This is a genomic window from Acidocella sp., from assembly GCF_050253495.1.
Lineage (GTDB): Bacteria > Pseudomonadota > Alphaproteobacteria > Acetobacterales > Acetobacteraceae > Acidocella.
The window spans coordinates 122,296-142,834 of sequence record NZ_JBFWIX010000006.1 but is presented as its reverse complement, the minus strand read 5'-3'; the positions used below and the strand labels follow the sequence as shown (position 1 = coordinate 142,834).

Annotated in this window: 24 protein-coding genes; 10 read left to right on the top strand and 14 right to left on the bottom strand. The window is 66.2% G+C overall.

Annotation, left to right across the window (positions count from 1 at the left end; all coding sequences use genetic code 11):
* Window positions 1-33: 33 nt before the first annotated feature.
* Window positions 34-837 carry an inositol monophosphatase family protein gene (locus AB7D48_RS07080; protein ID WP_427977005.1) on the bottom strand — a complete coding sequence of 268 codons (804 nt, stop codon included), beginning with the start codon at window positions 835-837 and terminating at the stop codon, window positions 34-36.
* A 47-nt stretch (window positions 838-884) separates the two neighbouring features.
* Window positions 885-1,454, bottom strand: a complete 570-nt coding sequence (locus AB7D48_RS07075) for a c-type cytochrome (RefSeq protein ID WP_427977003.1) — start codon at window positions 1,452-1,454, stop codon at window positions 885-887.
* Window positions 1,455-1,546: 92 nt separating this feature from the next.
* Here AB7D48_RS07075 and AB7D48_RS07070 point away from each other — a divergent pair, with 92 nt between their 5' ends.
* Both AB7D48_RS07070 and AB7D48_RS07065 read left to right on the top strand, forming a co-directional pair.
* Window positions 1,547-2,275, top strand: a complete 729-nt coding sequence (locus AB7D48_RS07070) for a 3-deoxy-manno-octulosonate cytidylyltransferase (protein WP_427977001.1) — start codon at window positions 1,547-1,549, stop codon at window positions 2,273-2,275.
* Entirely contained in the window at window positions 2,272-3,135 is an 864-nt protein-coding gene (locus tag AB7D48_RS07065) for a prephenate dehydratase (protein ID WP_427976999.1), read from the top strand. The genes AB7D48_RS07070 and AB7D48_RS07065 overlap by 4 nt, the downstream gene beginning before the upstream one ends.
* Before the next feature lie 57 nt (window positions 3,136-3,192).
* Here the strand turns inward: AB7D48_RS07065 and rho are convergent, their stop codons facing one another.
* From rho to AB7D48_RS07050, 3 genes are all read right to left on the bottom strand, one after another.
* Complete coding sequence (gene rho, locus AB7D48_RS07060) at window positions 3,193-4,467, bottom strand: transcription termination factor Rho (protein ID WP_427976997.1); 1,275 nt, start codon at window positions 4,465-4,467, stop codon at window positions 3,193-3,195.
* Window positions 4,468-4,610: 143 nt separating this feature from the next.
* Entirely contained in the window at window positions 4,611-5,069 is a 459-nt protein-coding gene (rnhA, locus tag AB7D48_RS07055) for a ribonuclease HI (protein WP_427976994.1), read from the bottom strand.
* A gap of 19 nt (window positions 5,070-5,088) precedes the next feature.
* Window positions 5,089-6,048, bottom strand: a complete 960-nt coding sequence (locus tag AB7D48_RS07050; RefSeq protein ID WP_427976991.1) for a homoserine kinase — start codon at window positions 6,046-6,048, stop codon at window positions 5,089-5,091.
* A gap of 220 nt (window positions 6,049-6,268) precedes the next feature.
* Here AB7D48_RS07050 and AB7D48_RS07045 point away from each other — a divergent pair, with 220 nt between their 5' ends.
* Entirely contained in the window at window positions 6,269-6,853 is a 585-nt protein-coding gene (locus AB7D48_RS07045) for a hypothetical protein (RefSeq protein ID WP_427976989.1), read from the top strand.
* A 55-nt stretch (window positions 6,854-6,908) separates the two neighbouring features.
* Here the strand turns inward: AB7D48_RS07045 and AB7D48_RS07040 are convergent, their stop codons facing one another.
* The 4 genes from AB7D48_RS07040 to aroQ all read right to left on the bottom strand — a co-directional run bounded on the left by AB7D48_RS07040 (window position 6,909) and on the right by aroQ (window position 11,648).
* Window positions 6,909-9,224: an aminotransferase class III-fold pyridoxal phosphate-dependent enzyme gene (locus AB7D48_RS07040; protein ID WP_427976986.1), complete on the bottom strand. Its 2,316-nt coding sequence runs from the start codon at window positions 9,222-9,224 to the stop codon at window positions 6,909-6,911.
* 74 nt (window positions 9,225-9,298) lie between these two features.
* Window positions 9,299-10,639: an acetyl-CoA carboxylase biotin carboxylase subunit gene (gene accC / locus AB7D48_RS07035; RefSeq protein ID WP_427976983.1), complete on the bottom strand. Its 1,341-nt coding sequence runs from the start codon at window positions 10,637-10,639 to the stop codon at window positions 9,299-9,301.
* Between the two features lie 98 nt (window positions 10,640-10,737).
* A complete protein-coding gene (accB, locus tag AB7D48_RS07030; RefSeq protein ID WP_427976981.1) occupies window positions 10,738-11,199 on the bottom strand; it encodes an acetyl-CoA carboxylase biotin carboxyl carrier protein in 462 nt (153 codons plus the stop codon).
* Window positions 11,196-11,648 (bottom strand): type II 3-dehydroquinate dehydratase, encoded by a 453-nt coding sequence (gene aroQ, locus AB7D48_RS07025; protein WP_427976979.1) that lies wholly within the window; start codon window positions 11,646-11,648, stop codon window positions 11,196-11,198. Before aroQ ends, accB begins: the two co-directional genes overlap by 4 nt.
* Before the next feature lie 100 nt (window positions 11,649-11,748).
* Here aroQ and thiS point away from each other — a divergent pair, with 100 nt between their 5' ends.
* The 3 genes from thiS to AB7D48_RS07010 are packed head-to-tail and all read left to right on the top strand — an operon-like array spanning window position 11,749 to window position 13,418.
* The gene (gene thiS, locus AB7D48_RS07020) at window positions 11,749-11,976 is read left to right on the top strand and encodes a sulfur carrier protein ThiS (RefSeq protein ID WP_427976976.1); all 228 of its coding nucleotides are present in this window, start codon (window positions 11,749-11,751) and stop codon (window positions 11,974-11,976) included.
* A 3-nt stretch (window positions 11,977-11,979) separates the two neighbouring features.
* A complete protein-coding gene (locus tag AB7D48_RS07015; RefSeq protein ID WP_427976974.1) occupies window positions 11,980-12,771 on the top strand; it encodes a thiazole synthase in 792 nt (263 codons plus the stop codon).
* A complete protein-coding gene (locus AB7D48_RS07010) occupies window positions 12,768-13,418 on the top strand; it encodes a VC0807 family protein (RefSeq protein WP_427977094.1) in 651 nt (216 codons plus the stop codon). The genes AB7D48_RS07015 and AB7D48_RS07010 overlap by 4 nt, the downstream gene beginning before the upstream one ends.
* Here the strand turns inward: AB7D48_RS07010 and dnaQ are convergent.
* The 4 genes from dnaQ to AB7D48_RS06990 are packed head-to-tail and all read right to left on the bottom strand — an operon-like array spanning window position 13,408 to window position 16,611.
* The gene (gene dnaQ, locus AB7D48_RS07005; protein ID WP_427976971.1) at window positions 13,408-14,082 is read right to left on the bottom strand and encodes a DNA polymerase III subunit epsilon; all 675 of its coding nucleotides are present in this window, start codon (window positions 14,080-14,082) and stop codon (window positions 13,408-13,410) included. The genes AB7D48_RS07010 and dnaQ overlap by 11 nt on opposite strands.
* A complete protein-coding gene (gene coaE / locus AB7D48_RS07000) occupies window positions 14,079-14,663 on the bottom strand; it encodes a dephospho-CoA kinase (RefSeq protein ID WP_427976963.1) in 585 nt (194 codons plus the stop codon). The genes dnaQ and coaE overlap by 4 nt, the downstream gene beginning before the upstream one ends.
* Entirely contained in the window at window positions 14,660-15,484 is an 825-nt protein-coding gene (locus tag AB7D48_RS06995; RefSeq protein WP_427976958.1) for a shikimate dehydrogenase, read from the bottom strand. Before AB7D48_RS06995 ends, coaE begins: the two co-directional genes overlap by 4 nt.
* Window positions 15,391-16,611 (bottom strand): glycosyltransferase family 87 protein, encoded by a 1,221-nt coding sequence (locus AB7D48_RS06990; RefSeq protein ID WP_427976956.1) that lies wholly within the window; start codon window positions 16,609-16,611, stop codon window positions 15,391-15,393. Before AB7D48_RS06990 ends, AB7D48_RS06995 begins: the two co-directional genes overlap by 94 nt.
* A gap of 44 nt (window positions 16,612-16,655) precedes the next feature.
* Between AB7D48_RS06990 and AB7D48_RS06985 the strand changes: the two genes are divergently transcribed.
* Together AB7D48_RS06985 and argF are read left to right on the top strand one after the other, a co-directional pair.
* A complete protein-coding gene (locus AB7D48_RS06985) occupies window positions 16,656-17,846 on the top strand; it encodes an aspartate aminotransferase family protein (protein ID WP_427976954.1) in 1,191 nt (396 codons plus the stop codon).
* Window positions 17,843-18,781: an ornithine carbamoyltransferase gene (gene argF, locus AB7D48_RS06980; RefSeq protein ID WP_427976952.1), complete on the top strand. Its 939-nt coding sequence runs from the start codon at window positions 17,843-17,845 to the stop codon at window positions 18,779-18,781. Before AB7D48_RS06985 ends, argF begins: the two co-directional genes overlap by 4 nt.
* A 4-nt stretch (window positions 18,782-18,785) precedes the next feature.
* Here the strand turns inward: argF and AB7D48_RS06975 are convergent, their stop codons facing one another.
* A complete protein-coding gene (locus tag AB7D48_RS06975) occupies window positions 18,786-19,298 on the bottom strand; it encodes a cytochrome b (protein WP_427977092.1) in 513 nt (170 codons plus the stop codon).
* Window positions 19,299-19,525: 227 nt separating this feature from the next.
* On the opposite strand from AB7D48_RS06975, the gene phnG reads away from it, so the two are divergent.
* Window positions 19,526-19,972, top strand: a complete 447-nt coding sequence (phnG, locus tag AB7D48_RS06970; protein WP_427976949.1) for a phosphonate C-P lyase system protein PhnG — start codon at window positions 19,526-19,528, stop codon at window positions 19,970-19,972.
* Window positions 19,972-20,538 (top strand): phosphonate C-P lyase system protein PhnH, encoded by a 567-nt coding sequence (phnH, locus tag AB7D48_RS06965; protein WP_427976946.1) that lies wholly within the window; start codon window positions 19,972-19,974, stop codon window positions 20,536-20,538. Before phnG ends, phnH begins: the two co-directional genes overlap by 1 nt.
* The last annotated feature ends 1 nt before the right edge of the window (window position 20,539 follow it).

The window sequence follows — 20,539 nt, the reverse complement described above, 5'->3', positions numbered from 1 at the left end:
TTTTGCAAAAAGTTCCCGCGCCTCCAAAAACCCTTATTTATTTAGAATTTCCAGCGCCTCGTCATGCAGGGCGCGGTTGGCGCTGGCCAGCACGGAGCCGTCGCACCCCAGCTTCAAGGGCGCGCCGGACCAATCCGTGACCACCCCGCCGGCGGATTCGATCACCGGCCCCAAAGCCGCCCAATCCCAGGGCTTGAGGTCGTGCTCGGCGATCAGGTCGATCTGCCCCAGCGCCAGCAACCCGTAGGAATACGCATCACCGCCCCAATAGATCCGTTTGGCGGCATGTTTCAGCCGGTCGAAGCGCATCACCGCCTCCGGCCCCGCGCCCGCGATCATCTCCGGCGAGGTCGCGGACAGCTCCGCCCCCCCCAGCTTCACCCCCTGGCGCGTGCCCGGCTTGCCACCCAGCCCGCCGGTGAAAAGCGGCTTGACGCCGCGCCCGCCCCCCCAGCGCTCACGCGTGATGGGCTGGTCGATAAATCCCAGAACCGGCTCGCCATCCTCCAGCAGCCCCAGCAGCGTGGTGAAGCTGGTCCGCCCGGTGATAAAGGCCCGCGTGCCGTCGATCGGGTCGATCACCCACACGAACCGGGCCTTGGTGTTATGAGCGGGAAACTCCTCCCCGATGATCCCGAAATCGGGCGTCGCCTTGGCCAGGGCGGTGCGCAAGCTTTCCTCGGCCATGCGGTCAGCGGCGGTGACGGGACTTTCGTCGGATTTATCGTCCGCGCCCAGTCCCGTGCGGAAATAAGGGCGAATGACGGCGCCGCTGGCATCGAGCGCCGCATTCGCGATGGCGATGAGATCCTGCATCCCGGCCTCTCGTGAATTCATGCGTGCCCCGGATAGACCATGCGCCGGTTCAGCACAAACCGCGCCGGTCAGGATGCCGGAATGACGGGCAGCGGCAAGGGCCGAGTGGAGAGGCCGCGCAAATAGGCGATCACATCCGCCCGGGCCTGGGTATTGTGAATGCCCGCATAGGACATGCCCGTGCCCGGCGCGAATCGATCCGGATCGTAGAGCCATTCATTCATCGCGTCATAAGTCCAATCGCCATGCGCCTTGGACGTCACCGCCGCGGAAAACCTAAAGCCCGCATGCGCGAACATCGGCGCGCCCATGACACCGTAGAGATTCGGCCCCACGCCATTGGCACCGCCCTGGTCGAACGTATGGCAGGCCGCGCATTGCTGCTGCACGAAGGCCTGGCCCCTGGCCACATCCGCCTTGGCCAGCAGCGCCAGCACGCTTTGCGGCCCCGCCGGCCCCGCCGCCTGCGCCGGCGCCGCGCTGGGCAAGGCGGCGATCTGGATGGCGGGCTTGTCCGGCGGCTCATCCCGCATGAGGCTTTGCGCGACACGCCCAGCCCCCCACAGCACCAACCCGGCCGTCAGCACCGCCGCCACGATCTTGTTGCCAAGCAGACCATCCTTGCCCGTTTGATTCATGGTTTCCCCCGGGTTCGTCTTCTGGACGCGTTATTGCGCTCAGGCGTAGAGCGAATTAGGCAGGGCGGCAAGAACAACGTGAGCACAAGGTTTTGACACCTCTCATCCTGATTCCCGCCCGTCTCGGCTCCACGCGCCTGCCGGGCAAGGTGCTGGCCGATATTGGCGGCAAACCAATGATCGCGCATGTGCTGGCCCGGGCGCTGGACGCCGCGCTGGGCCCGGTCGCGGTGGCCTGCGGCGAGGCGCAAGTGGCCGAGGCGGTCGAAGCCGCCGGCGGCGTCGCGGTGCTGACGGACCCTGACCTGCCCTCCGGCTCGGACCGCATCTTCGCCGCGCTGCAAAAACTGGACCCGGCAGGCCGGCATGACGTGATCGTGAATCTGCAAGGCGATCTGCCCTCCATTCCGCCCGCCTATCTGGCCGCCGTGCTCAAGCCCCTGGCCGCGGGGCACGATATCGGCACCCTCGTCGCCCCCATCACCACCGAGGCGGAACGCAACGCCCCCTCCGTGGTGAAATGCGCCTGCGCCTTCGCTGGCGATGCCGAAATCGCCCCGGCGCTGTATTTCTCCCGCGCCCTCGTCCCCAGCGGCGCGGGGCCGTTCTGGCATCATATCGGCATCTATGCCTATCGCCGCGCGGCGTTGGAACATTTCGTCGCCCTGCCCCCCTCGCCGCTGGAACAGCGGGAGAAGCTGGAGCAGCTCCGCGCCCTTGAGGCGGGTTTGCGCATCGGCGCCGCCCGCGTGCCGCAGGCGCCGTTCGGCGTCGACACCCCGGAAGATCTGGACCGCGCCAGGGAGGCGCTGCGCATATGAGCATCATCGCCTTTCAGGGCCAACCCGGCGCCTATTCCGACCTCGCCTGCCGCATCGCCTTTCCGGGCGCGGCCACATTGCCCTGTGCCAGCTTCCAGGCCGCCATGGCGGAGCTGCGGGAGGGCCGGGCCGATCTTGCCATGCTGCCACCGGAAAACTCGCTGGCCGGGCGGGTGGCGGACATGCATGCGCTGCTGCCCGGCAGCGGCCTGTCCATCATCGGCGAGACCTTCCTGCGCGTGGAACATTGCCTGCTGGCCCCCAAGGGCACGCAAATCGGCGACATCAGGCGCATCCATTCCCACACCGTGGCGCTGGGGCAGGTGCGCAACCTGCTGGCCGAGCTGGGCGCCATCCCGGTGGTGGAATATGACACGGCGGGTGCCGCGGAGATCGTGGCCAAGCTGAACAGCAAGGAGGATGGCGCCATCGCCTCCTCCCTGGCCGGAGAGATGTACGGGCTTGAAATCCTGCGCCGCAACGTGGAGGACGAACCCCACAACACCACGCGCTTCTACATCATGGCGCGCGACCCCCTGATGCTGGAACCGGCCACGCCGGGGCTGATGACCACCTTCGTGTTCAATGTGCGCAACGTGCCCGCGGCCCTCTACAAGGCGCTGGGCGGCTTCGCCACCAACGGCGTGAACATGACCAAGCTGGAAAGCTATATGGTGAATGGCAGCTTCACCGCCACGCAGTTCCTGGCGGAGGTGGAGGGCCATCCGGAACAGCCCCACCTCAAGCTCGCCTTCGAGGAGCTGGGGTTTTTCTGCACCGCCTTCAAAATTCTCGGCACATACAAGATGGACCCGTACCGGCGGCTGCATCACCCAAAACCGGATGCCACCCCGGCCTGAAACGAGAAAAGCCCGGCAATGACCGCCGGGCTTTTCGTCGTTGGGCCACCCGCCTGATCAGGTGTTCATCGCCTCGAAGAAATCGTTGTTGGTCTTGGAGTATTTCAGCTTGTCGAGCAGGAACTCCATCGCATCCGTCGTGCCCATCGGGTTCAGGATCCGGCGCAGCACCCACATCTTGGAGAGCACGGCCTTGTCCACCAGCAGCTCCTCCTTACGGGTGCCGGACTTGGTGATGTCGATGGCCGGGAAGGTGCGCTTGTCGGAGAGCTTGCGGTCAAGGATCAGCTCGGCATTGCCGGTGCCCTTGAATTCCTCGAAGATCACCTCGTCCATGCGCGAGCCGGTATCGATCAGCGCGGTGGCGATGATGGTCAGCGAGCCGCCTTCCTCGATATTGCGCGCCGCGCCAAAAAACCGCTTGGGCCGTTGCAGGGCGTTGGCGTCCACGCCGCCGGTCAGCACCTTGCCGGAGGAAGGCACGACGGTGTTGTAGGCGCGCGCCAGGCGGGTGATGGAATCCAGCAAAATCACCACGTCGCGCTTATGCTCGACCAGGCGCTTGGCTTTCTCCAGCACCATCTCCGTCACCTGTACGTGGCGGGCGGCGGGCTCGTCGAAGGTGGAGGCCACCACCTCGCCGCGCACGGAACGGGACATGTCGGTCACTTCCTCGGGCCGCTCATCGATGAGCAGCACCATCAGGAACACTTCCGGATGATTGGCGGTGATGGAGGAGGCGATGTTCTGCAACATCACCGTCTTGCCGGTGCGCGGCGGGGCGACCACCAGGGCGCGCTGGCCCTTGCCGATCGGCGCCACCAGATCGATCACCCGCCCGGTGATCTCCTTGGCCTGACCCTTGGTGGTGGGCTCGGGCAGTTCCACCTCCATCTTCAGGCGCGAGGTGGGATAAAGCGGGGTGAGATTGTCGAAATTGATACGGTGCTTCACCGCTTCCGGTGACTCGAAATTGATCTTTTCGACGCCCACCAGGGAGAAATAACGCTCGCCTTCCTTCGGCGCGCGGATCTCGCCATCCACCGTGTCGCCGGTGCGCAACCCATAACGGCGCACCTGTTGCGGGGAGACGTAAATATCCTCCGGGCCGGGCAGGAAGTTCGCTTCCGGATTGCGCAGGAAGCCAAACCCATCGGGCAGGATCTCCAGCGTGCCATCGCCATGAATCGCCTGGTCGTTCTCGGCGCAGGCTTTCAGGATGGCGAACATGATGTCCTGCTTGCGCAGGGAGGAGGCGTTTTCAACCTCCAGCTCCTCGGCCAGGGCCAGGAGATCGGTGGGGGATTTTGCCTTCAATTCGGCGAGATGCATGGGAAACCAGAAATCCAGTGACAGGAGACGCCAAGGCGGAACGCCAAGGCATGATGGTGAAAATAAGAAAAACGCGCAGCCCAGGACGGGGCGCCAAGACTCGGGGGGCCTTAACGTTCTAATGGTGCCTTGGCGTCAAAAGATCAAGACCCCTTCAAGCTTTCCCGCGCGGCGGTGGCCAGCTCGTCGGCCCGGTCGTTCATCGCGTCGCCGGAATGGCCCTTCACCCAGAGCCATTCGATCTGGTGGGGTTTCGCCGCCTCCAGGATCAGCTTCCAGAGATCCATGTTCTTCACCGGATCGCCCGTGGAGGAGCGCCAGTTCTTGCGCACCCAGCCCTGATGCCAGCGCGTGATGCCGTTTTTCAAATATTCCGAATCGGTGTGCAGCCTCACCACGCAAGGGCGCTTCAGCGCGCCCAGCGCCTCGGCGGCGGCGGTCAGCTCCATGCGGTTATTGGTGGTGTCCGTCTCCCCGCCGGACAGTTCCCTCATCTTCCCCTTGAACTTCAGAATGGCCGCCCAGCCGCCCGGGCCAGGGTTGGGCTTGCAGCCGCCATCCGTCCAGATCTCGACAATACCGGCCTGATCCCCAGAGCCCATATCCCCTGACCCCATATCCTCAGAGCCCATAGGCGCCGGCCCCCGAAACCGCGAAGTGAAACCGCAGCCGCCGGTAATAATCCAGCGGGTCCTTGCGCGTGACCAACGCCCCTTCGGGCGTGTTCAGCCAGTCGTACAGCCTGGTCAGCAAAAAGCGCAAGGCAGCCCCGCGCGCCAGCACCGGCAAGGCGGCGATTTCCGCATCCGCCAATGGCCGCACGGATTGATAGCCCCGCAGCAAGGCCATGGAGCGTGAGACATTCAGCTCCGCATGGGTCTCAAAGCACCAGGCGTTCAGGCAGACCGCGATGTCGTAGGCCAGAATATCCGTGCAGGCGAAATAGAAATCGATCAGCCCGGAGAGCTTGCCCTCCAGGAAGAACACATTGTCGGGAAACAAATCCGCGTGGATCTGCCCCACCGGCAGGCCTTGCGGCCAATCGGCTAGAATCCGCGCCAGCCAGCCCTGCAATTCCGTGCCCAGCCCGCCCAGCACGCTGTCGGCCTGCGGCAGGCATTTGTCCAGCAGCGCGCCCCAGGCATCCGGGCCCAGCCCATTGCGGCGGGTCATGGCAAAGCCCTGCCCCGCCAGATGCAGCCGGGCCAGGGCGGCACCCAGCGGCTCGCAATGCTCCAGCCTGACATGGCGCGGCCAGACACCGGGCAAAAACGTGGTGATGGCCGCCATCTTGCCGGCCAGCTCCTGCAAATTACGGCCATCCCTGGCGCGCACCGGCTGCGGGCAGGTCAGCCCGCGGGCGCGCAAATGCTCCATCAAACCCAGGAAATAGGGCAAATCCTCCTTGTTCACCCGCTTTTCATAGAGGGTGAGGATAAAATCCCCCGCGCTGGTCTTCAACGCGTAATTGCTGTTCTCCACCCCCTCGGCGATGCCGCGAAAGGCGGTGAGCGTCCCAATATCGTAGAGCGCCAGAAACGCGCTCAGCGCCTCGTCGGTGACTTCCGTGTAAACGGCCATGGCGGATTAGCGCCCTAGTTCCACAAGTCGCAACAGCATCTGATACTCCCGGTTCGAGCAATATCCGGCCGGACAACATCGCTCACCAAACAACAAGCCGGAGCCATCTCCGCGCGCTCCGTGGTCTTGCCGGCCCCGCCTTGCGCGCGGCACGGCAAGGCGGCCTTCAAATCCGCCGCCCTAGATGACCGGGGACAAAAATTCTGGCAAGGGAGCAGGCATGAAAGATTTACGGTCCGTCCTTCTGCCCGCCGCCTCCTTGATCTCTCTGCTGAGCCTCGCCGCCTGCGGTGGCGGGGGCGGCGCTGACCAGCACAAGCCCGACCTGGCCGCCAACGCACCCGACCCGTTGAATTTCTGCCCGCAAGTGGCCGTGCTGCAACAGGCGCAGACGGTCACGCTCTTCACCCCCGGGCGCAGCGATGTCGCCTCGCGGCTGTCCACCGCGCAGATCACCTCCCTCTCCGGCGCCTGCGCCTTCAAGAAAAAAGACAAGGCCCCCCTGCTCGAAGTGAAATTCACCAATAATTTCCTGGCCGATAACGGCCCGGCGAATAACGGGCAGCCCGTCACGCTGCCCTGGTTCGTGGCCATCACCCAGGGCAGCCATATCCTCGACAAGAAAGAGTACCGGATCACCCTCAAATTCAACGGCAATATGAGCACCACGGCGGCCACCTCGAAACCGGTGAAGATCGACCTGCCCGCCACGCCGGACAGCGCCAAGCTGGAAATCCTGACCGGGTTCGAGATGACGCCGGAACAGCTTTCCTACGCCGCCGCCCACCCCAACGCGGCCCCGTAATTTGCTGTAAACCCCGCCCCGGCGGGCGTTCGGGGCGGGGGTTCGAGCAGCCGGTTCACAACCCGCGCAGCACCCCGCGCAACGCCTCCAGCAACCGGGCGGCATCCTGGAGGGCAAAAGGCAGAGGCGGGCGGATTTTCAGCACATTGCCGCCCGGCCCCTCTGTGCCGATCAGCACCCGCGCCTGGCGCATCCCGTTGGCGATGCGCTTGGCCAGCGCCTGGGAGGGCTGGCCCTCCTCGTAAATTTCCACCCCCGTCATCAGCCCGGCACCACGCACATCCGCCAGCAGCGGAAACTCCCCTTGCAGCCCCGCCAGCTCATTGCGCAGGAATGCGCCCGTCCGCAGCGCGTTGCGCTGCAATTGCTCGCGTTGCAGCACCTCCAGCGTGGCCAGGGCGGCGGCGGCGGAAACCGGATTGCCGCCAAAGGTGGAGAAGAAATCGATCTTCCTGGTGAACGCCTCCAGAATCTCCGGCCTGGTCACCAGCGCGCCGGCGGGGTGGCCATTGGCCATCGGCTTGCCCATGCTCACCATGTCCGGCACCACGCCATGACGGGCAAACCCCCAGAACGTCTCGCCCATGCGCCCGAAACCGGACTGCACCTCATCGCCCGTCACCAGCCCGCCCGCCGCGCGCACTTTCCGCGCCACGGCCGCGAAATAGCCCGGCGGGGTGTCGATGATGCCGCTGGAGACAAAGGCCGAATCGATCAGCAGCATCGCCACGCCATGGCCCCGCGCCTCCAGCGCCGCGATGGCGCGGTCCACGTCCGCCGCATAAAGCAGGGCCGCCTCCGGGCCCGAGAACCGCCCCCGGAACGGGTCCGGATTCTCCAGCACCTCGACAAAATCCGCCAAGGGTTGCGCGAACGGGCCATAATAGGGCGAAAGCGCCGCCACCACATCCGTGATGCCATGATAGGCGCAGGCCATGATGATCACGCCGGTCTTACCCGTCAGCGCCTTGGCGATGCGATAGGCCGCGTCATTCGCCTCGGAACCTGAATTGACGAACAGCACCTGCTCCAGCCCGTCCGGCAAGGTGGCGGTCAGGCGTTCGGCATATTCCACCACGGTCTCATGCAGATAACGCGTATTCGCGCAGAGCCGGCGCATCTGCCGGGAGATCGCATCCGCCACATGCGCATTGCCATGGCCGACGGAGGGCACGTTGTTATAGGCATCCAGATAGTCCGCGCCATCCGGCGCATAGAGATGCACGCCCTGACCATAGACCAGATGCACCGGCTGCTCGTAGGAAAGCTCCAGCCCCTTGCCCAGCACATTGAACCGGCGCGCGGCCAGGGCAGCGCTGTCCGCCTCCATGGGGGTCGCGCAAGCGGCGCGGAAACGCGCCACCACCGCCGTCTTGCCCTCGGCCAGATAAGCCTGGATGGCGGCAATGCCGATGCCCGCCAGCGCCGCCAGCTTCTCGGCCCCCGCCGGGTCGTTCCGCTTGCGCCAGGCCATGATGGTGGCGGCCAGCGCATGGCGGGCGATGATCGCCTCATACAGCGCCTCGAACTCGGCGGGTTCCAGCGGATTCACCGCATCGTACCCGGCGATCACATGGGTGGCGTAGGTAACCGGATCCAGCGTCTCCCCCACCGTCTCGGCGGCGGTGACGGCCACATCGAAAATCAGCGGGCCATGGATCATATCGCCGAAATCCAGCAGCCCGGTCACATGGCTGGCATCCTCGTTCACCAGCATGTTGCCGGGGTGCAGGTCGTTATGCACCGGCTGGTGGCGCAGCCTGGCCAGCTCAGGGCGGAAGGCCAGAAACCGGTCCAGCACGTCTTCCACCAGCGCCCGGTCCCGCGCGGGCTCAATCAACGCCGCGAAAGGCCGCATCGTCTCAATGGCGCGCAAATCCCACACGATCTTCTGCCCCGCGCCGGGGTGGAAGAAATTCGCCATCGCCTTGTTCAGCCGCGCCAGCGTGGCGCCCACATCGCGCAGCAGGCCCGGCGTGGGCTCGATGGAATCCATCACCCGCCCGGGCTGAAATTCCAGCGCCCGCGCCATGTGCGGGGTGCCCGCCGCGTCCTGAACGTAAACATGACCCGCCCCGTCCGCCGCGCGGCGGACGCGCGGCACCGGCAGGCCGGGATCCATCATCTTGACATGATCGAGGACGGAAATCTGAAAATCCACCGCCTCCGGCAATTCCGACGGGCCTAGGATCTTGAGGATGATCCCGGGCCCTTCGGCGGTCTTGATACGAAAATTCTGGTCTCGCTCACCATAAAGCCGGCGCGCCTCGCCGGGCGCGCCAAAAATCTCCCCGGCCATTTGTTCAGCCGCCTCCTGGCTGAAGGCGGGCGGGCTGGTGTGCAGGGCGACAAGGTTTTCTGGATCGGTCATGCGCCCCCATAGGCCAGCGCCGGGCAGGCAAGCCAGACCCTGGAACACAAAGCCGGGCGCTTCAGTGAAAAATCTCAGCCCTTGGAGACAAAACGCTCCAGCCAATGGATCGTATAATCGCCCGCCTGGAATTCCGGATTTTCCAGAATCTTCTGGTGCAGCGGAATCGTGGTCTTGATCCCGGTGATCACGAATTCGCGCAGCGCGCGGCTCATGCGGGCAATGGCTTCGTCGCGGTCGCGGCCATAGGCGATCAGCTTGGCGATCAGGCTGTCATAATGCGGCGGCACGCGGTAGCCGGCATAAAGCGCGGAATCGACGCGCACGCCCAAACCGCCCGGCGGATGGAACATCTCCACCATGCCTGGCGAGGGGGTGAAACTCTCCGGATCTTCCGCCGTGATGCGGCATTCGATGGCATGGCCTGAAAAATGAATATCTTCCTGGGTATAGCCCAGCGGCTCCCCGGCGGCGATGCGGATCTGCTCACGCACCAGATCCAGCCCGGAAATCATTTCCGAGACCGGATGCTCCACCTGCAAGCGGGTATTCATCTCAATGAAGGCGAACTGCCCATCCTGGTACAAAAATTCCAGCGTGCCCGCGTTGCGGTAGCCGAACTTCTTCAAGGCATCCGTCGCGGTCTTTCCCAGCGCGTCGCGCGCCTCGGCGGAGATGACCGGGGACCCCGCCTCTTCCAGCACTTTCTGATGGCGGCGCTGGAGCGAGCAGTCACGCTCGCCGATATGCACCACCTCCCCATGATTATCGGCCAGAACCTGCAATTCGATGTGACGCGGCTTGTCGAGATATTTCTCCATATAGACCGCGTTATTGCCGAACGCGGCCAGCGCCTCGGCACGCGCCTCGCGCCAGGCGGACTCCAGCTCAGCCTCGGACTGCGCCACCTTCATGCCGCGCCCGCCACCGCCCGCCGCCGCCTTGATGAGCACCGGGAACTTGATCCGCGCCGCCACCTCGCGCGCGTCCTCCAACGAGGCCAGCTCGCCCGGGGAGCCGGGCACCAGCGGCACGCCAAGAGCCGCCATGGTGGTCTTGGCGGTGATCTTGTCGCCCATCATGCGGATATGCTCGGCGGTCGGACCGATGAACACCAGGCCGTGCGCCTCCACCATGTCCGCGAATTTCGCGTTCTCGGACAGGAACCCATAGCCGGGATGAATCGCCTCCGCGCCCGTCACCAGGGCGGCGGAGATGATGGCGGGCATGTTGAGGTAGGAATCCCGCGCCAGGGCGGGGCCGATGCACACGCTCTCATCAGCCAGGCGCACATGCATGGCATCCGTGTCGGCGGTGGAATGCACCGCGACCGAGGCAATGCCCATCTCGCGGCAGGCACGAAGCACACGAAGCGCGATCTCGCCGCGATTGGCGATCAGGATTTTCTTGAACATGTCAGCAGGCCGGTCCTGTCGGAAATGGTCCGGGGCTGAAGGCGCTGGCCGCGCCGCGCCGCAGCCCCAGGGTCAAGATGGATGTGGCGAAAACCGCCTTACTCGATGATCATCAGCGGCTCGTCGAATTCGACGGGCGCGCCGCTGGCGACCAGGATCTGCTTCACGGTGCCCGCGCGCGGGGCCTTGATCTGATTGAAGGTCTTCATCGCCTCGATCAGCAGCAAGGTGGCGCCGGCCTCGACCGTCTGGCCAACCGCGACATAAGGCGGCGCGCCCGGCTCGGCGGAGAGATAGGCCACCCCCACCATGGGGGATTTCACCGTGCCGGGATGCTTGGCCGGGTCGGCGGCGGCGGGGGCTGACGCGACCGGGGCGGGGGCTGGCGCCGGGACGGGCGCGCCGGCCACGGGCATGGCGGCCGGCAGGCTCACCGGCGCCAGGGCGCGGGCGAGGCGGACCTTGCGGTCCCCTTCCTCCAGCTCGATTTCCGACAGGCCGGTTTCGTTCAGCAGCGCCGCGAGTTCCGCAAGCGCCTTCGGGTCGAAGGAAAGGCTCATTGTTCGTCTTCTTCCAGGATTTCGGACAGGGCGAGCAGGGCGAGCCGGTAGCCCGCGAAACCGAGCCCGCAAATCACCCCCGTCGCGGCGTGGGACACATAGGAATGGTGGCGGAAGGCTTCCCGCTGATGGATATTGGAGAGATGCACCTCGATGATCGGAATATCGAGGCTCTTCAACGCATCCATCAACGCCACCGAAGTGTGGGAATAACCCGCCGGATTGATGATCAGACCGGCGGCGCTGCTGCGCGCCTCCTGCACCCAGGTGATCAGCTCACCCTCATGGTTGCTCTGCCGGAAATCGATGGACAGCCCCGCCCCTTCCGCGACCTCCGCGCAGAGCGTTTCCAGATCGTCCAGGGTTCCGTGACCGTAAATGTCCGGTTCCCTCGTGCCGAGGAGATTCAGGTTCGGTCCGTTGAGGACCAGGATGAGCGGTGCTGCCATGGTGCCGGCTGCGGTAGCATAGTGCCCGCGCGCCGCCAAATTTTTGCATGCGTTTTTTGCAAGAGCCCGCCTTGCGGGCGGAGGAGCGGCGGCCGATAATATGAGTATGAGCCAAACCATCGAGCCAATCACGCTGAACGTTAACGGCGAATCGATGCAGGTGCCCGCGGGCACCAACGTCGCCGGGCTGGTCGCGCTGATGGAACTGGACACGCGCAAGCTGGCGGTGGAACGCAATCTGGAGATCGTGCCCCGCTCCCAATATGCCGCGACAATGCTGGCGGCGGGGGATGCGCTGGAGATCGTGCATTTCGTCGGAGGGGGTTAGGGTATGGACGGCATCGCGCACACCGCTGGCGGCTGGACCGTGGCGGGGCGGCATTTCGCGTCCCGGCTGGTCGTCGGCACCGGCAAATACAAGGATCTGGAAACCACCGCCGCCGCCATCGCGGCCTCGGGCGCGGAGATGGTCACCGTGGCGCTGCGGCGGGTGAATGTCCATGACCGCAAGGCCCCGATGCTACAGGATTTCGTGGATCCGCGCCGTTACACTTATTTACCCAATACCGCCGGCTGCTTCACCGCCGACGAGGCGGTGCGCACGCTGCGCCTGGCGCGCGAGGCGGGCGGCTGGAATCTGGTGAAGCTGGAGGTTCTTGGCCCGCCCCCCACCTTGTACCCGGACATGGCCGCCACCCTGCTGGCCGCCGAGGCGCTGATCAAGGACGGGTTCGAGGTGATGGTCTATTGCGCCGACGACCCGGTGGCGGCGAAACGGCTGGAGGAGATGGGCTGTGTCGCCATCATGCCGCTGGGCGCGCCCATCGGCTCCGGGCTGGGGGTGCAGAACCCGCTGATGATCCAGATGATCATCGAGAACGCCAAGGTGCCGGTGCTGGTGGATGCCGGGGTCGGCACCGCCTGGGATGCCGCCTTCGCCATGGAGCTGGGATGCGACGCGGTGCTGGTGAATTCCGCCATCGCCATGGCGGACGACCCGGTGAAAATGGCGGTGGCGATGAAGCATGGCGTCATCGCCGGGCGGCTGGCCTTCGAGGCCGGACGGATTCCGCGCAAGGGTCATGCCGCCGCCTCCTCGCCCATGACCGGGCTGATCAGCTGAACTCCGCCCTGCGGCTCGCGCCGGAACTCGCCGCGAATTTTCTGGCGCCCTATCTGGTCTATGAAACGCTGGACAACAGGCTGGGCGACACCAATGCGCTCATCGCCTCGGCCGTGCCGCCACTGCTCTGGAGCGGCTATGAACTGGTGAAAACCCGGCGGCTGGATGCGGTGTCCTGCCTGGTGGTGGCCAGCATCCTGCTCACCGTGGCGGCCACGGCCCTTGGCGGGCCGCCGAAAATCATCCAGATCCGCGACGCGCTGGTCACGGGGGCGGTCGGGGGGCTGTTCCTGGCCTCGCTGCTGCTGAAAAAACCGCTGATCTACTACCTGGCCCGCGCCGTCTCCGCCCGCAATACCGCGCAAGGGGCGTCTCGGTTCGAGGCCATGTGGATCCTGCCGGACGTGCGCCGCACCTTCCGGGTCATGACCTGCGTCTGGGGCGCGGGGCTGATATTGCAGACGGCGCTGCTGTGTCTCCTCGCCTGGGTCTGGAGCATCGAGCGCTATCTGCTGCTCTCGCCGTTCATCGGCTATGGCCTGTTCGGCCTGCTGATGCTCTGGAGCGTCTGGTATGGCGCGCGGCGCAAGGCCTTGAGCGTGCTGCGCGCCCCCGCCCCCGTGCCGCCAGGCGGACCTACTCCTTGAGCCAGACCGGATCCTTGATCTTGGCGATAAAGGCGGCATGGGCCTCGCGTTGCGCGCCGGTCAGCGCGATTCGGCGCTGGGTCCGGTTCGCGGGCGCCTCATAGCGCGCGAAGGAGAGCGAGGCTTCCGTATCCAGCGTCAGCCCGCGCTGGCGCCCGCCGGTGAGTTCCACATACACCTCCGCCAGCAGCTTGCAGTCCAGCAGCGCGTTATGGGTGGTGCGGGCGGAAAGATCGATCTCGAAACGCCGGCATAGCGCGTCCAGGCTGTTGGGCATGCCGGGGAAACGCTCCTTGGCCAGCACCAGCGTGTCGATCATCCTGGCCTTGTCGAGCGGCGGCTTGCCGATACGCTCCAGCTCGGCGGAGATGAAGCCGAAATCGAACGGCGCGTTATGGGCGATCAGCGGGGAATCGCCGAAGAAAGCCAGCATCTCCTCCGCCACATCGGCGAATTTCGGCTTGCCCTCGACATGCGCGTTGGTGATGGCGTGGATGCGCGTGCTGTCCGCCGGGATATCGCGCTCCGGGTCCAGCAGGGCGTAGAATTTATTCTCGGTCGGCAGGTCGTTATCCAGCTCGATGGCGGCGATCTCGATCACCCGGTCGCCGGTCAGCGGCTCGAAGCCCGTGGTCTCGGTATCGAACAGAACGGAACGGCTCATAGCCCCAGCTCCTTGATGATGGCCCGCACTTGCGCCTCTGTTTCCGCCAGCGTGCCGCCGGTTTCAATCACATAATCCGCCAGGGCGCGCTTTTGCGAATCCGGCATCTGCCGGGCGATGAGCGCCTCGATCTGCGCGCGGGGCAGGCCGCGCCGCTCCACCCGGGCGATCTGCGTCTCATACGGGCAGGACACGATGATCACCTTGTCGAACCCCGCCTGGCGCCGCCCCTCGAAGAGCAGCGGAATGTCCAGCAGCACGGCGGCGCGGCCGGCCGCCTTGGCCCGCGCCTCGAAATCCGCCTGCGCGGCGCGCACCAGCGGATGCATGATGTCTTCCAGCACGCGCATGCGGGCCGGGTCCGCCAGCACGAGGGCGCGCAGCCCGGCGCGGTCCAGCACGCCGCCTGTCACCATGCCGGGAAAGGCGGCGGCGATGGCAGGCAGCGCCGCGCCGTCGCGCGCTTGCAGGCCGTGCACCGCCTCATCGGCGTTGAAGCCGGGCACGCCATGCGCGGCGAACAGGCCCGCCACGGTGGATTTGCCCATGCCGATGCCGCCGGTGAGGCCAAGGCGCCTCATGCGGCGACGATCCGGTACAGCTCCTCATCCACCTGCGGCGCCACGCCGAACCAGGCGGTGAAACCCGGAACCGCCTGATAGAGCAGCATGCCCAGCCCTTCCACGGGCTTCAAGCCGCGCGCCCTGGCATCGGCCAGGAGCCTGGTTTCCAGCGGCGCGAAAATAATGTCCGCCACGGCCATGCCCGCCGCCGCGCGGTCCAGATCCATCGGCAAGGGCGGCTCATGCACCATGCCCAGCGAGGTGGTGTTGATCAGCAGCGCGTAATCGCCCAGCGCATCCTCGCGCCGTTCCCAGGGCAGCACCCGCGCGGGCGGCAAGGCGGCGGCCAGGGCGGCGGCGCGCTCGGGCGAGCGGTTCGTGAAGGCGATCTCCGCCCCTTCGTCCTGCAAGGCGGCGCCGATGCCGCGCGCCGCGCCGCCCGCCCCCAGGATCAGCACCGGCCCGGCGGCCGGATTCACGCCATGGCGGCGTAGATTGGCGATGAAGCCATACCCGTCCGTATTGCTCCCCTCGATGCCGCGCGGCGTGAAGGTGAGCGTGTTCACCGCCCCGGCGCGGCGGGCGAAATCATCCACCTTGCCGCACAGGGCGAAGGCCGCCTCCTTATGCGGGATGGTGACGTTCAGCCCCGCGAACCCGGCCTTGGCCAGGGCCGGGACCACGGCGGGAAAATCATCCGGACGGATGGGCAGGGGCACATAGGCGCCGTCGATCCCATGGCGGGCTAGCCAGGTGTTGTGGATCCGGGGGGAGCGGGAATGGGCGACCGGCCAGCCGGTGACGCCGGCGAGCCGGGCTGAGCCGGAGATGAGTCGCATGGGCGGACACCACCACGCCGGCCGGCGCTTGCCAAGAGCAGCAAAAGCAGAAGCGGCGCCAGATGCGCATAGGCCGGATGCCAGGGCAGCAAGCCGGGGCCAAACCAAGCCAGGAAGAACAGCAAGGGTTCCCCGGCCTTGAACCCGCCTTCGGCCAAACGCCGCTCCACCAGCAAGGCCACGGCGAGGCTGGTGCCCAGCAAATCGTAATCATGCAGATAGGGGCTGGCCAGGGCGGAGAGAAGCAGCAGCGCCGGCACGGACCGGCTCAACAGCCCGGCGAGGATACAGGCCAGCGACACCGCGCCTTGCAGCGCCAACGCCGCGCGCACCCCCGCCAGCGCCTTGACCGAGGCAAACACGCTGATCAACCCGCCCGCGAATTCCGGCGGCTGGCCGGTGAGCAGCACATTGCTCATCATCGGGCGGGTATAATGCCAGAACCCCACCCAGGCCGCCGGGCCAAACGCCCAGAGCGACGCCGCCGCCAGCCCCACCGCCGCCAGCGCCGCGTAGCAAAACGCCAGGGGGGCGCGGCGCAGCAGATAAAGCGGCAGCACCAGCCCGAGCTGCGGCTTGAAGCTGGCCAGCCCGATCAACCCGCCCGCCAGGCGCGGCCGGGCCCGCGCCAGTAGCAGCCCGCCGCCGATCAATGCCGCGATCAGCGCCGCGTTCTGATGCTCCATGGCGTTTTCCAGCGTGGCGGGGGCCAGCAGCATGGCGGCGATAAACCACCAGCCCTTCCCCGCCAGCCGCAGCACACCGGCCAGCAGCAGCAGGGACAGCGCATCGAAGGCCAGCACCGCATGCCAGGGGGAGAGCCAGCCAAAGGCGGCGGCGAGCAGCCCGTAGCTCGGCGGATAGCTCCAGAGGTGATAGGGCAAATGCCCATACATGCCTTGCAAAAAGCTCTGATAGGCCGTGTGGTTGAACAGCAGGGCGAGTTGCTGGTGCAGGAACAGAAATCCCCCGGCCCAGAAATCCAGCCCGTCCCGCAAGGCCTTGCCGGTATAGCCCTGGCGCGCGCCCCACAGGATCGCCACCCCCTCCGCCAGCGAGGGCAGGGTGCAAAAGGCGACGATCAGAGCCAGCTTCAGCCGGGCCGAGGGTTGATTTTTTTCAGACATGTGCGCTTTAGTCCGGGCTTTCTGTCGCTTTAGAAAGCATATCCATGATTTCCGCGCTAATGCCGAACTTCAACCGGGCCGACATCGCCTTCGATCATGGCCAGGGCCCCTGGCTGTTCGACATGCAGGAGCGACGTTACCTGGATTTCGGCGCGGGCATCGCCACCAGCTCGCTCGGCCATGGGCATCCGCATCTGGTCAAGGCCATCGCCGAGCAGGCGGCCAAGCTGATTCACGTCTCCAACCTGTACCGGGTGCCGCAGGCGGAAACGCTGGCGGCGCGGTTCGTGGCGGCCAGCTTCGCCGACAGCGTGTTCTTCTGCAATTCCGGCGCCGAGGCGAATGAGGGGCTGATCAAGGCCATGCGCAAGGCGCAGTCCGATGCCGGGCACCCCGAGCGCACGCGGATCATTTGTTTCGAGGGCGCCTTCCATGGCCGCACCCTGGCGACCATTTCCGCCACCGGCAACCCGAAATATCTGGCGGGCTTCGGCAAGCCGGTGGAAGGGTTCGACCATGTGCCTTTCAATAACCTCAACGCCGTGCGCGCCGCCATCACCGCCGAGACGGCGGGCATCCTGATCGAGCCGATTCAGGGCGAGGGCGGCATCCGCGCGGCGCAAACGCAGTTCCTGCGCGACCTGCGCGCCACCTGCGACGAGTTCGGGCTGTTTCTGGGCTTCGACGAGGTGCAGACCGGCATGGGCCGCACCGGCAAGCTGCTGGCGCATCAATGGAGCGATGTGGAGCCGGACGTGGCGAGCTTGGCCAAGGGCATTGGCGGGGGCTTCCCGATGGCGGCGCTGCTGGCCAAGGAGCGCGTGGCCAAGGCACTGGTGCCGGGCAGCCATGGCACCACCTTCGGCGGCGGCCCGCTGGCCTGCGCGGCGGGCAATGCGGTGCTGGACGTGATTCTGGCCGATGGCTTCCTGGACCAGATGAACGACACCGCCGCTTATCTGCATGCGGGGCTGGAAACGCTGGTGGCCCGCCACCCGGCTGTCTTCACCGAGCTGCGCGGCAAGGGGCTGCTACTGGGGTTGAAATGCGCCGTGCCGAACGGCGATGTGCAGGCCGAGGCCCTGAGGCAAGGGCTGCTGAGCGTGGCGGCGGGCGAGAATGTTCTGCGCCTGGTTCCTCCGCTTATCATAAACCGTGATGAATGCGACGCGGCTATCACGCTGCTCGATAAGACCGCCAGCGCGCTGGCCAAGACAACGGAGGCGGCGAAATGAGCGCTGTGCTGTCCCTGCGGGAATCCGGGCCCCGGCATTTCCTGGATCTGAAAGATTTTTCCGGCGCGGAGCTGCGCGCCTTGATCGAGTCCGCCGCCGCGCTGAAGCGCACCCGCCGCAACCCGGTGAAAAAACCGCTGGCGGGCAAGATGCTGGCGATGGTGTTCGAGAAACCCTCCACGCGCACGCGCGTCTCCTTCGAGGTGGCGGCGAAGGAGCTGGGGGGCGATGCGGTGGTGCTGTCCTCGCGGGACATGCAGATCGGGCGGGGCGAGACCATCGCCGATACCGCCAACGTACTCTCGCGCTTCGTGCACGGGATCATGCTGCGCACGGACAGCGCCGCCAAGCTGCACGAGCTGGCGCGCCATGCGAGCGTTCCGGTGATCAACGGGCTCACGGAACTCTCCCATCCCTGCCAGATCATGGCCGACATTCTCACTTTCGAAGAGCATAAGGGGCCCATCGCGGGGCAGCGCATCGCCTGGGTGGGGGATGGCAATAATGTCGCCGCTTCCTTCATCGAGGCCGCGGCGCGGTTCAATTTCAGCCTTCGCCTCGCCTGCCCCGCCGGCTATATGCCGCGCGCGGAGGTGCTGAACTGGGCGAAGGAGGAAGGGGCCGACGTGGAGGTGGGCATCGACCCCGACTGGGCGGTTGAGGAGGCCGCTTGCGTGGTGACGGATACCTGGCTCTCAATGTCCGATTCCGAGGACCAGGCCGCCGCGCGCGCCCATGTGTTCGCGCCTTATCAGGTGACGGCGGCGCTGATGGGCAAGGCCGCGAAGGGGGCGATCTTCCAGCATTGCCTGCCCGCGCACCGGGGCGAGGAAGTTGCCGCCGAGGTGATCGACGGCCCGGCCTCCGTTGTGTTCGACGAGGCCGAGAACCGGCTGCACGCGCAGAAGGCCATCCTGGCCTGGGCGATGGAGTAACCTTTCAGACCCTGCCCACGCTCATCCGGCGCAGAACCGGATGGCCGAGACCGAGATGCATGACGACAGCGCCCAGATGCAGCGCGATCAGCCCCGCCAGGGCCATGCAGGCCCCCCGGTGCAGCAGGAACAGCCCCGCCTGCCCGGCGCCCAGCACCGGCATGGGCAAAAGGCCCAGCAACGCCCAGGGGCGGGGCATCATCAGCACGCCGCTGGCCAGAACCACCAGGACCGCGCCGTATAGCAGCCCGTGTACCAGCATGGCCACGCGCTCGCGCGGGCCGGCACCGGCCCAGCGCGACCAGGGCCGGGCCCGCAGATATAAGCCCGTCCGCCAGAGAAAAAACGGAATGAACAACGTGGTCAGTTGCGGGTTGACCAGGTCGATCGCCATACGGAACAGAGTCTGCCTGGGGCAAAGAGAGGCTGCGAACCCCGTGATGGTCGCCCATGAAATGACGGCGGCCGACAGCCAATGCAGAAGGATTCTGGCCCGGCTGTAACCGGGCGCGGCCATGGATGGATGTGGCATGCCAATCTGTTGTAAATGAGAATCATTATTAATAACTAACTCCTTACGCCCCTGTCGCACGGCCCGCAAGCGCCCCGCCCCATGGACGGGTTGAAATGTCATCGTCGTTTCACCGGCGCCCCCCTCGCGCACCCGATAAGCTTTTGTGACAAGAGACCGGATCCGGCCTGGCGGGATTTACAGGCATTTTTATTTTGAATAGATGTCTAGACATGTTTGATCCTCCTTTTGCCCGCCAGGATTGGCTCAGCCTGCTGTCCCGCAGCGACACGCGAAGCTTGGACAGATTATTGTCGCAAACCCCGCCCTTGCCCGGCTTCAGCCGGCTGCGTGGACCGGAGATCGGCATGTCCATGGTGCGGGCCCGGGCGGGCGGCGGCGGCGAGGCCTTCAATCTCGGTGAAATGACGCTGGCGCGCTGCTCCATCCGCGACGAGGCGGGGCGGATCGGCCATGGCTACGCGGCGGGACGGGACGGAGCGCTGGTGGAACTGATCGCGCGGCTGGATGCGGCCTTGCAGGATGCGGCACTCTACCCCGCCTATGAGCGGGAGGTGCTGCTGCCGCTGGCCCAGGCCGAGCGTGACCGCCGGGCCCAGAACGCCGCCAAGGCGGCGGCGAGCGATGTGCAATTCTTCACGCTGGCGGCGATGCGCTGATGCGCGATCTCTCCCCCGGTTTTGGCTCGCCCCTGGAGGCACAGGCTTGTTTCCGCGCGGTGCTGAGCGCGTTTTCCCGCCCGGGGCACCGCGTGGCGCTGCCGGTACCCCCGGCGGTGGCGCCGCCGGGCCTCTCCCGCGCCTGCGCCGCCCTGCTGCTGACGCTGGCGGACGCGCAGACCCGGGTCGCCCTGGACGAGGCGCACCCGGCGCGGGACTGGCTGGTTTTCCATAGCGGCGCGCGGCTGACCGGCGCGCGGGACGCCGATTTCCATGTGAGCGCCACGCGTCCCGCCCTGGCCACGCTGCGCCAGGGCAGCGACGAGGTGCCCGAGGATGGCGCCACCCTGATCCTCGACCTGCCGGCCTTCGCGCCGGGACGGGCCATGCGCCTCTCCGGCCCGGGGTTGAAGGAGGAGACGACCACGGCTTTGCCGCTGGACGACGGCTTCGTCCAGGAATGGCGGGTACAGTCGCGCGCCGCGCCACGCGGGGTGGATGTGGTGCTTTGCGCGGGGATGGAGATGGTGGCGCTGCCGCGCAGCCTGCGGATCGAGGAGGGGTAGC

What these genes read in the sequence shown, in the direction of transcription:
- aroQ (WP_427976979.1), bottom strand. Translation starts at nt 11,648, where the DNA reads ATGGCAGCACCGCTCATCCTGGTCCTCAACGGACCGAACCTGAATCTC.
- AB7D48_RS07065 (WP_427976999.1), top strand. Translation starts at nt 2,272, where the DNA reads ATGAGCATCATCGCCTTTCAGGGCCAACCCGGCGCCTATTCCGACCTC.
- AB7D48_RS06990 (WP_427976956.1), bottom strand. Translation starts at nt 16,611, where the DNA reads ATGTCTGAAAAAAATCAACCCTCGGCCCGGCTGAAGCTGGCTCTGATC.
- argF (WP_427976952.1), top strand. Translation starts at nt 17,843, where the DNA reads ATGAGCGCTGTGCTGTCCCTGCGGGAATCCGGGCCCCGGCATTTCCTG.
- dnaQ (WP_427976971.1), bottom strand. Translation starts at nt 14,082, where the DNA reads ATGAGCCGTTCCGTTCTGTTCGATACCGAGACCACGGGCTTCGAGCCG.
- AB7D48_RS07015 (WP_427976974.1), top strand. Translation starts at nt 11,980, where the DNA reads ATGGACGGCATCGCGCACACCGCTGGCGGCTGGACCGTGGCGGGGCGG.
- AB7D48_RS07050 (WP_427976991.1), bottom strand. Translation starts at nt 6,048, where the DNA reads ATGGCCGTTTACACGGAAGTCACCGACGAGGCGCTGAGCGCGTTTCTG.
- AB7D48_RS07045 (WP_427976989.1), top strand. Translation starts at nt 6,269, where the DNA reads ATGAAAGATTTACGGTCCGTCCTTCTGCCCGCCGCCTCCTTGATCTCT.
- accC (WP_427976983.1), bottom strand. Translation starts at nt 10,639, where the DNA reads ATGTTCAAGAAAATCCTGATCGCCAATCGCGGCGAGATCGCGCTTCGT.
- AB7D48_RS07040 (WP_427976986.1), bottom strand. Translation starts at nt 9,224, where the DNA reads ATGACCGATCCAGAAAACCTTGTCGCCCTGCACACCAGCCCGCCCGCC.
- rho (WP_427976997.1), bottom strand. Translation starts at nt 4,467, where the DNA reads ATGCATCTCGCCGAATTGAAGGCAAAATCCCCCACCGATCTCCTGGCC.
- coaE (WP_427976963.1), bottom strand. Translation starts at nt 14,663, where the DNA reads ATGAGGCGCCTTGGCCTCACCGGCGGCATCGGCATGGGCAAATCCACC.
- AB7D48_RS06985 (WP_427976954.1), top strand. Translation starts at nt 16,656, where the DNA reads ATGATTTCCGCGCTAATGCCGAACTTCAACCGGGCCGACATCGCCTTC.
- AB7D48_RS07075 (WP_427977003.1), bottom strand. Translation starts at nt 1,454, where the DNA reads ATGAATCAAACGGGCAAGGATGGTCTGCTTGGCAACAAGATCGTGGCG.
- thiS (WP_427976976.1), top strand. Translation starts at nt 11,749, where the DNA reads ATGAGTATGAGCCAAACCATCGAGCCAATCACGCTGAACGTTAACGGC.
- phnG (WP_427976949.1), top strand. Translation starts at nt 19,526, where the DNA reads ATGTTTGATCCTCCTTTTGCCCGCCAGGATTGGCTCAGCCTGCTGTCC.
- accB (WP_427976981.1), bottom strand. Translation starts at nt 11,199, where the DNA reads ATGAGCCTTTCCTTCGACCCGAAGGCGCTTGCGGAACTCGCGGCGCTG.
- AB7D48_RS07080 (WP_427977005.1), bottom strand. Translation starts at nt 837, where the DNA reads ATGAATTCACGAGAGGCCGGGATGCAGGATCTCATCGCCATCGCGAAT.
- AB7D48_RS06975 (WP_427977092.1), bottom strand. Translation starts at nt 19,298, where the DNA reads ATGGCCGCGCCCGGTTACAGCCGGGCCAGAATCCTTCTGCATTGGCTG.
- rnhA (WP_427976994.1), bottom strand. Translation starts at nt 5,069, where the DNA reads ATGGGCTCTGGGGATCAGGCCGGTATTGTCGAGATCTGGACGGATGGC.
- phnH (WP_427976946.1), top strand. Translation starts at nt 19,972, where the DNA reads ATGCGCGATCTCTCCCCCGGTTTTGGCTCGCCCCTGGAGGCACAGGCT.
- AB7D48_RS06995 (WP_427976958.1), bottom strand. Translation starts at nt 15,484, where the DNA reads ATGCGACTCATCTCCGGCTCAGCCCGGCTCGCCGGCGTCACCGGCTGG.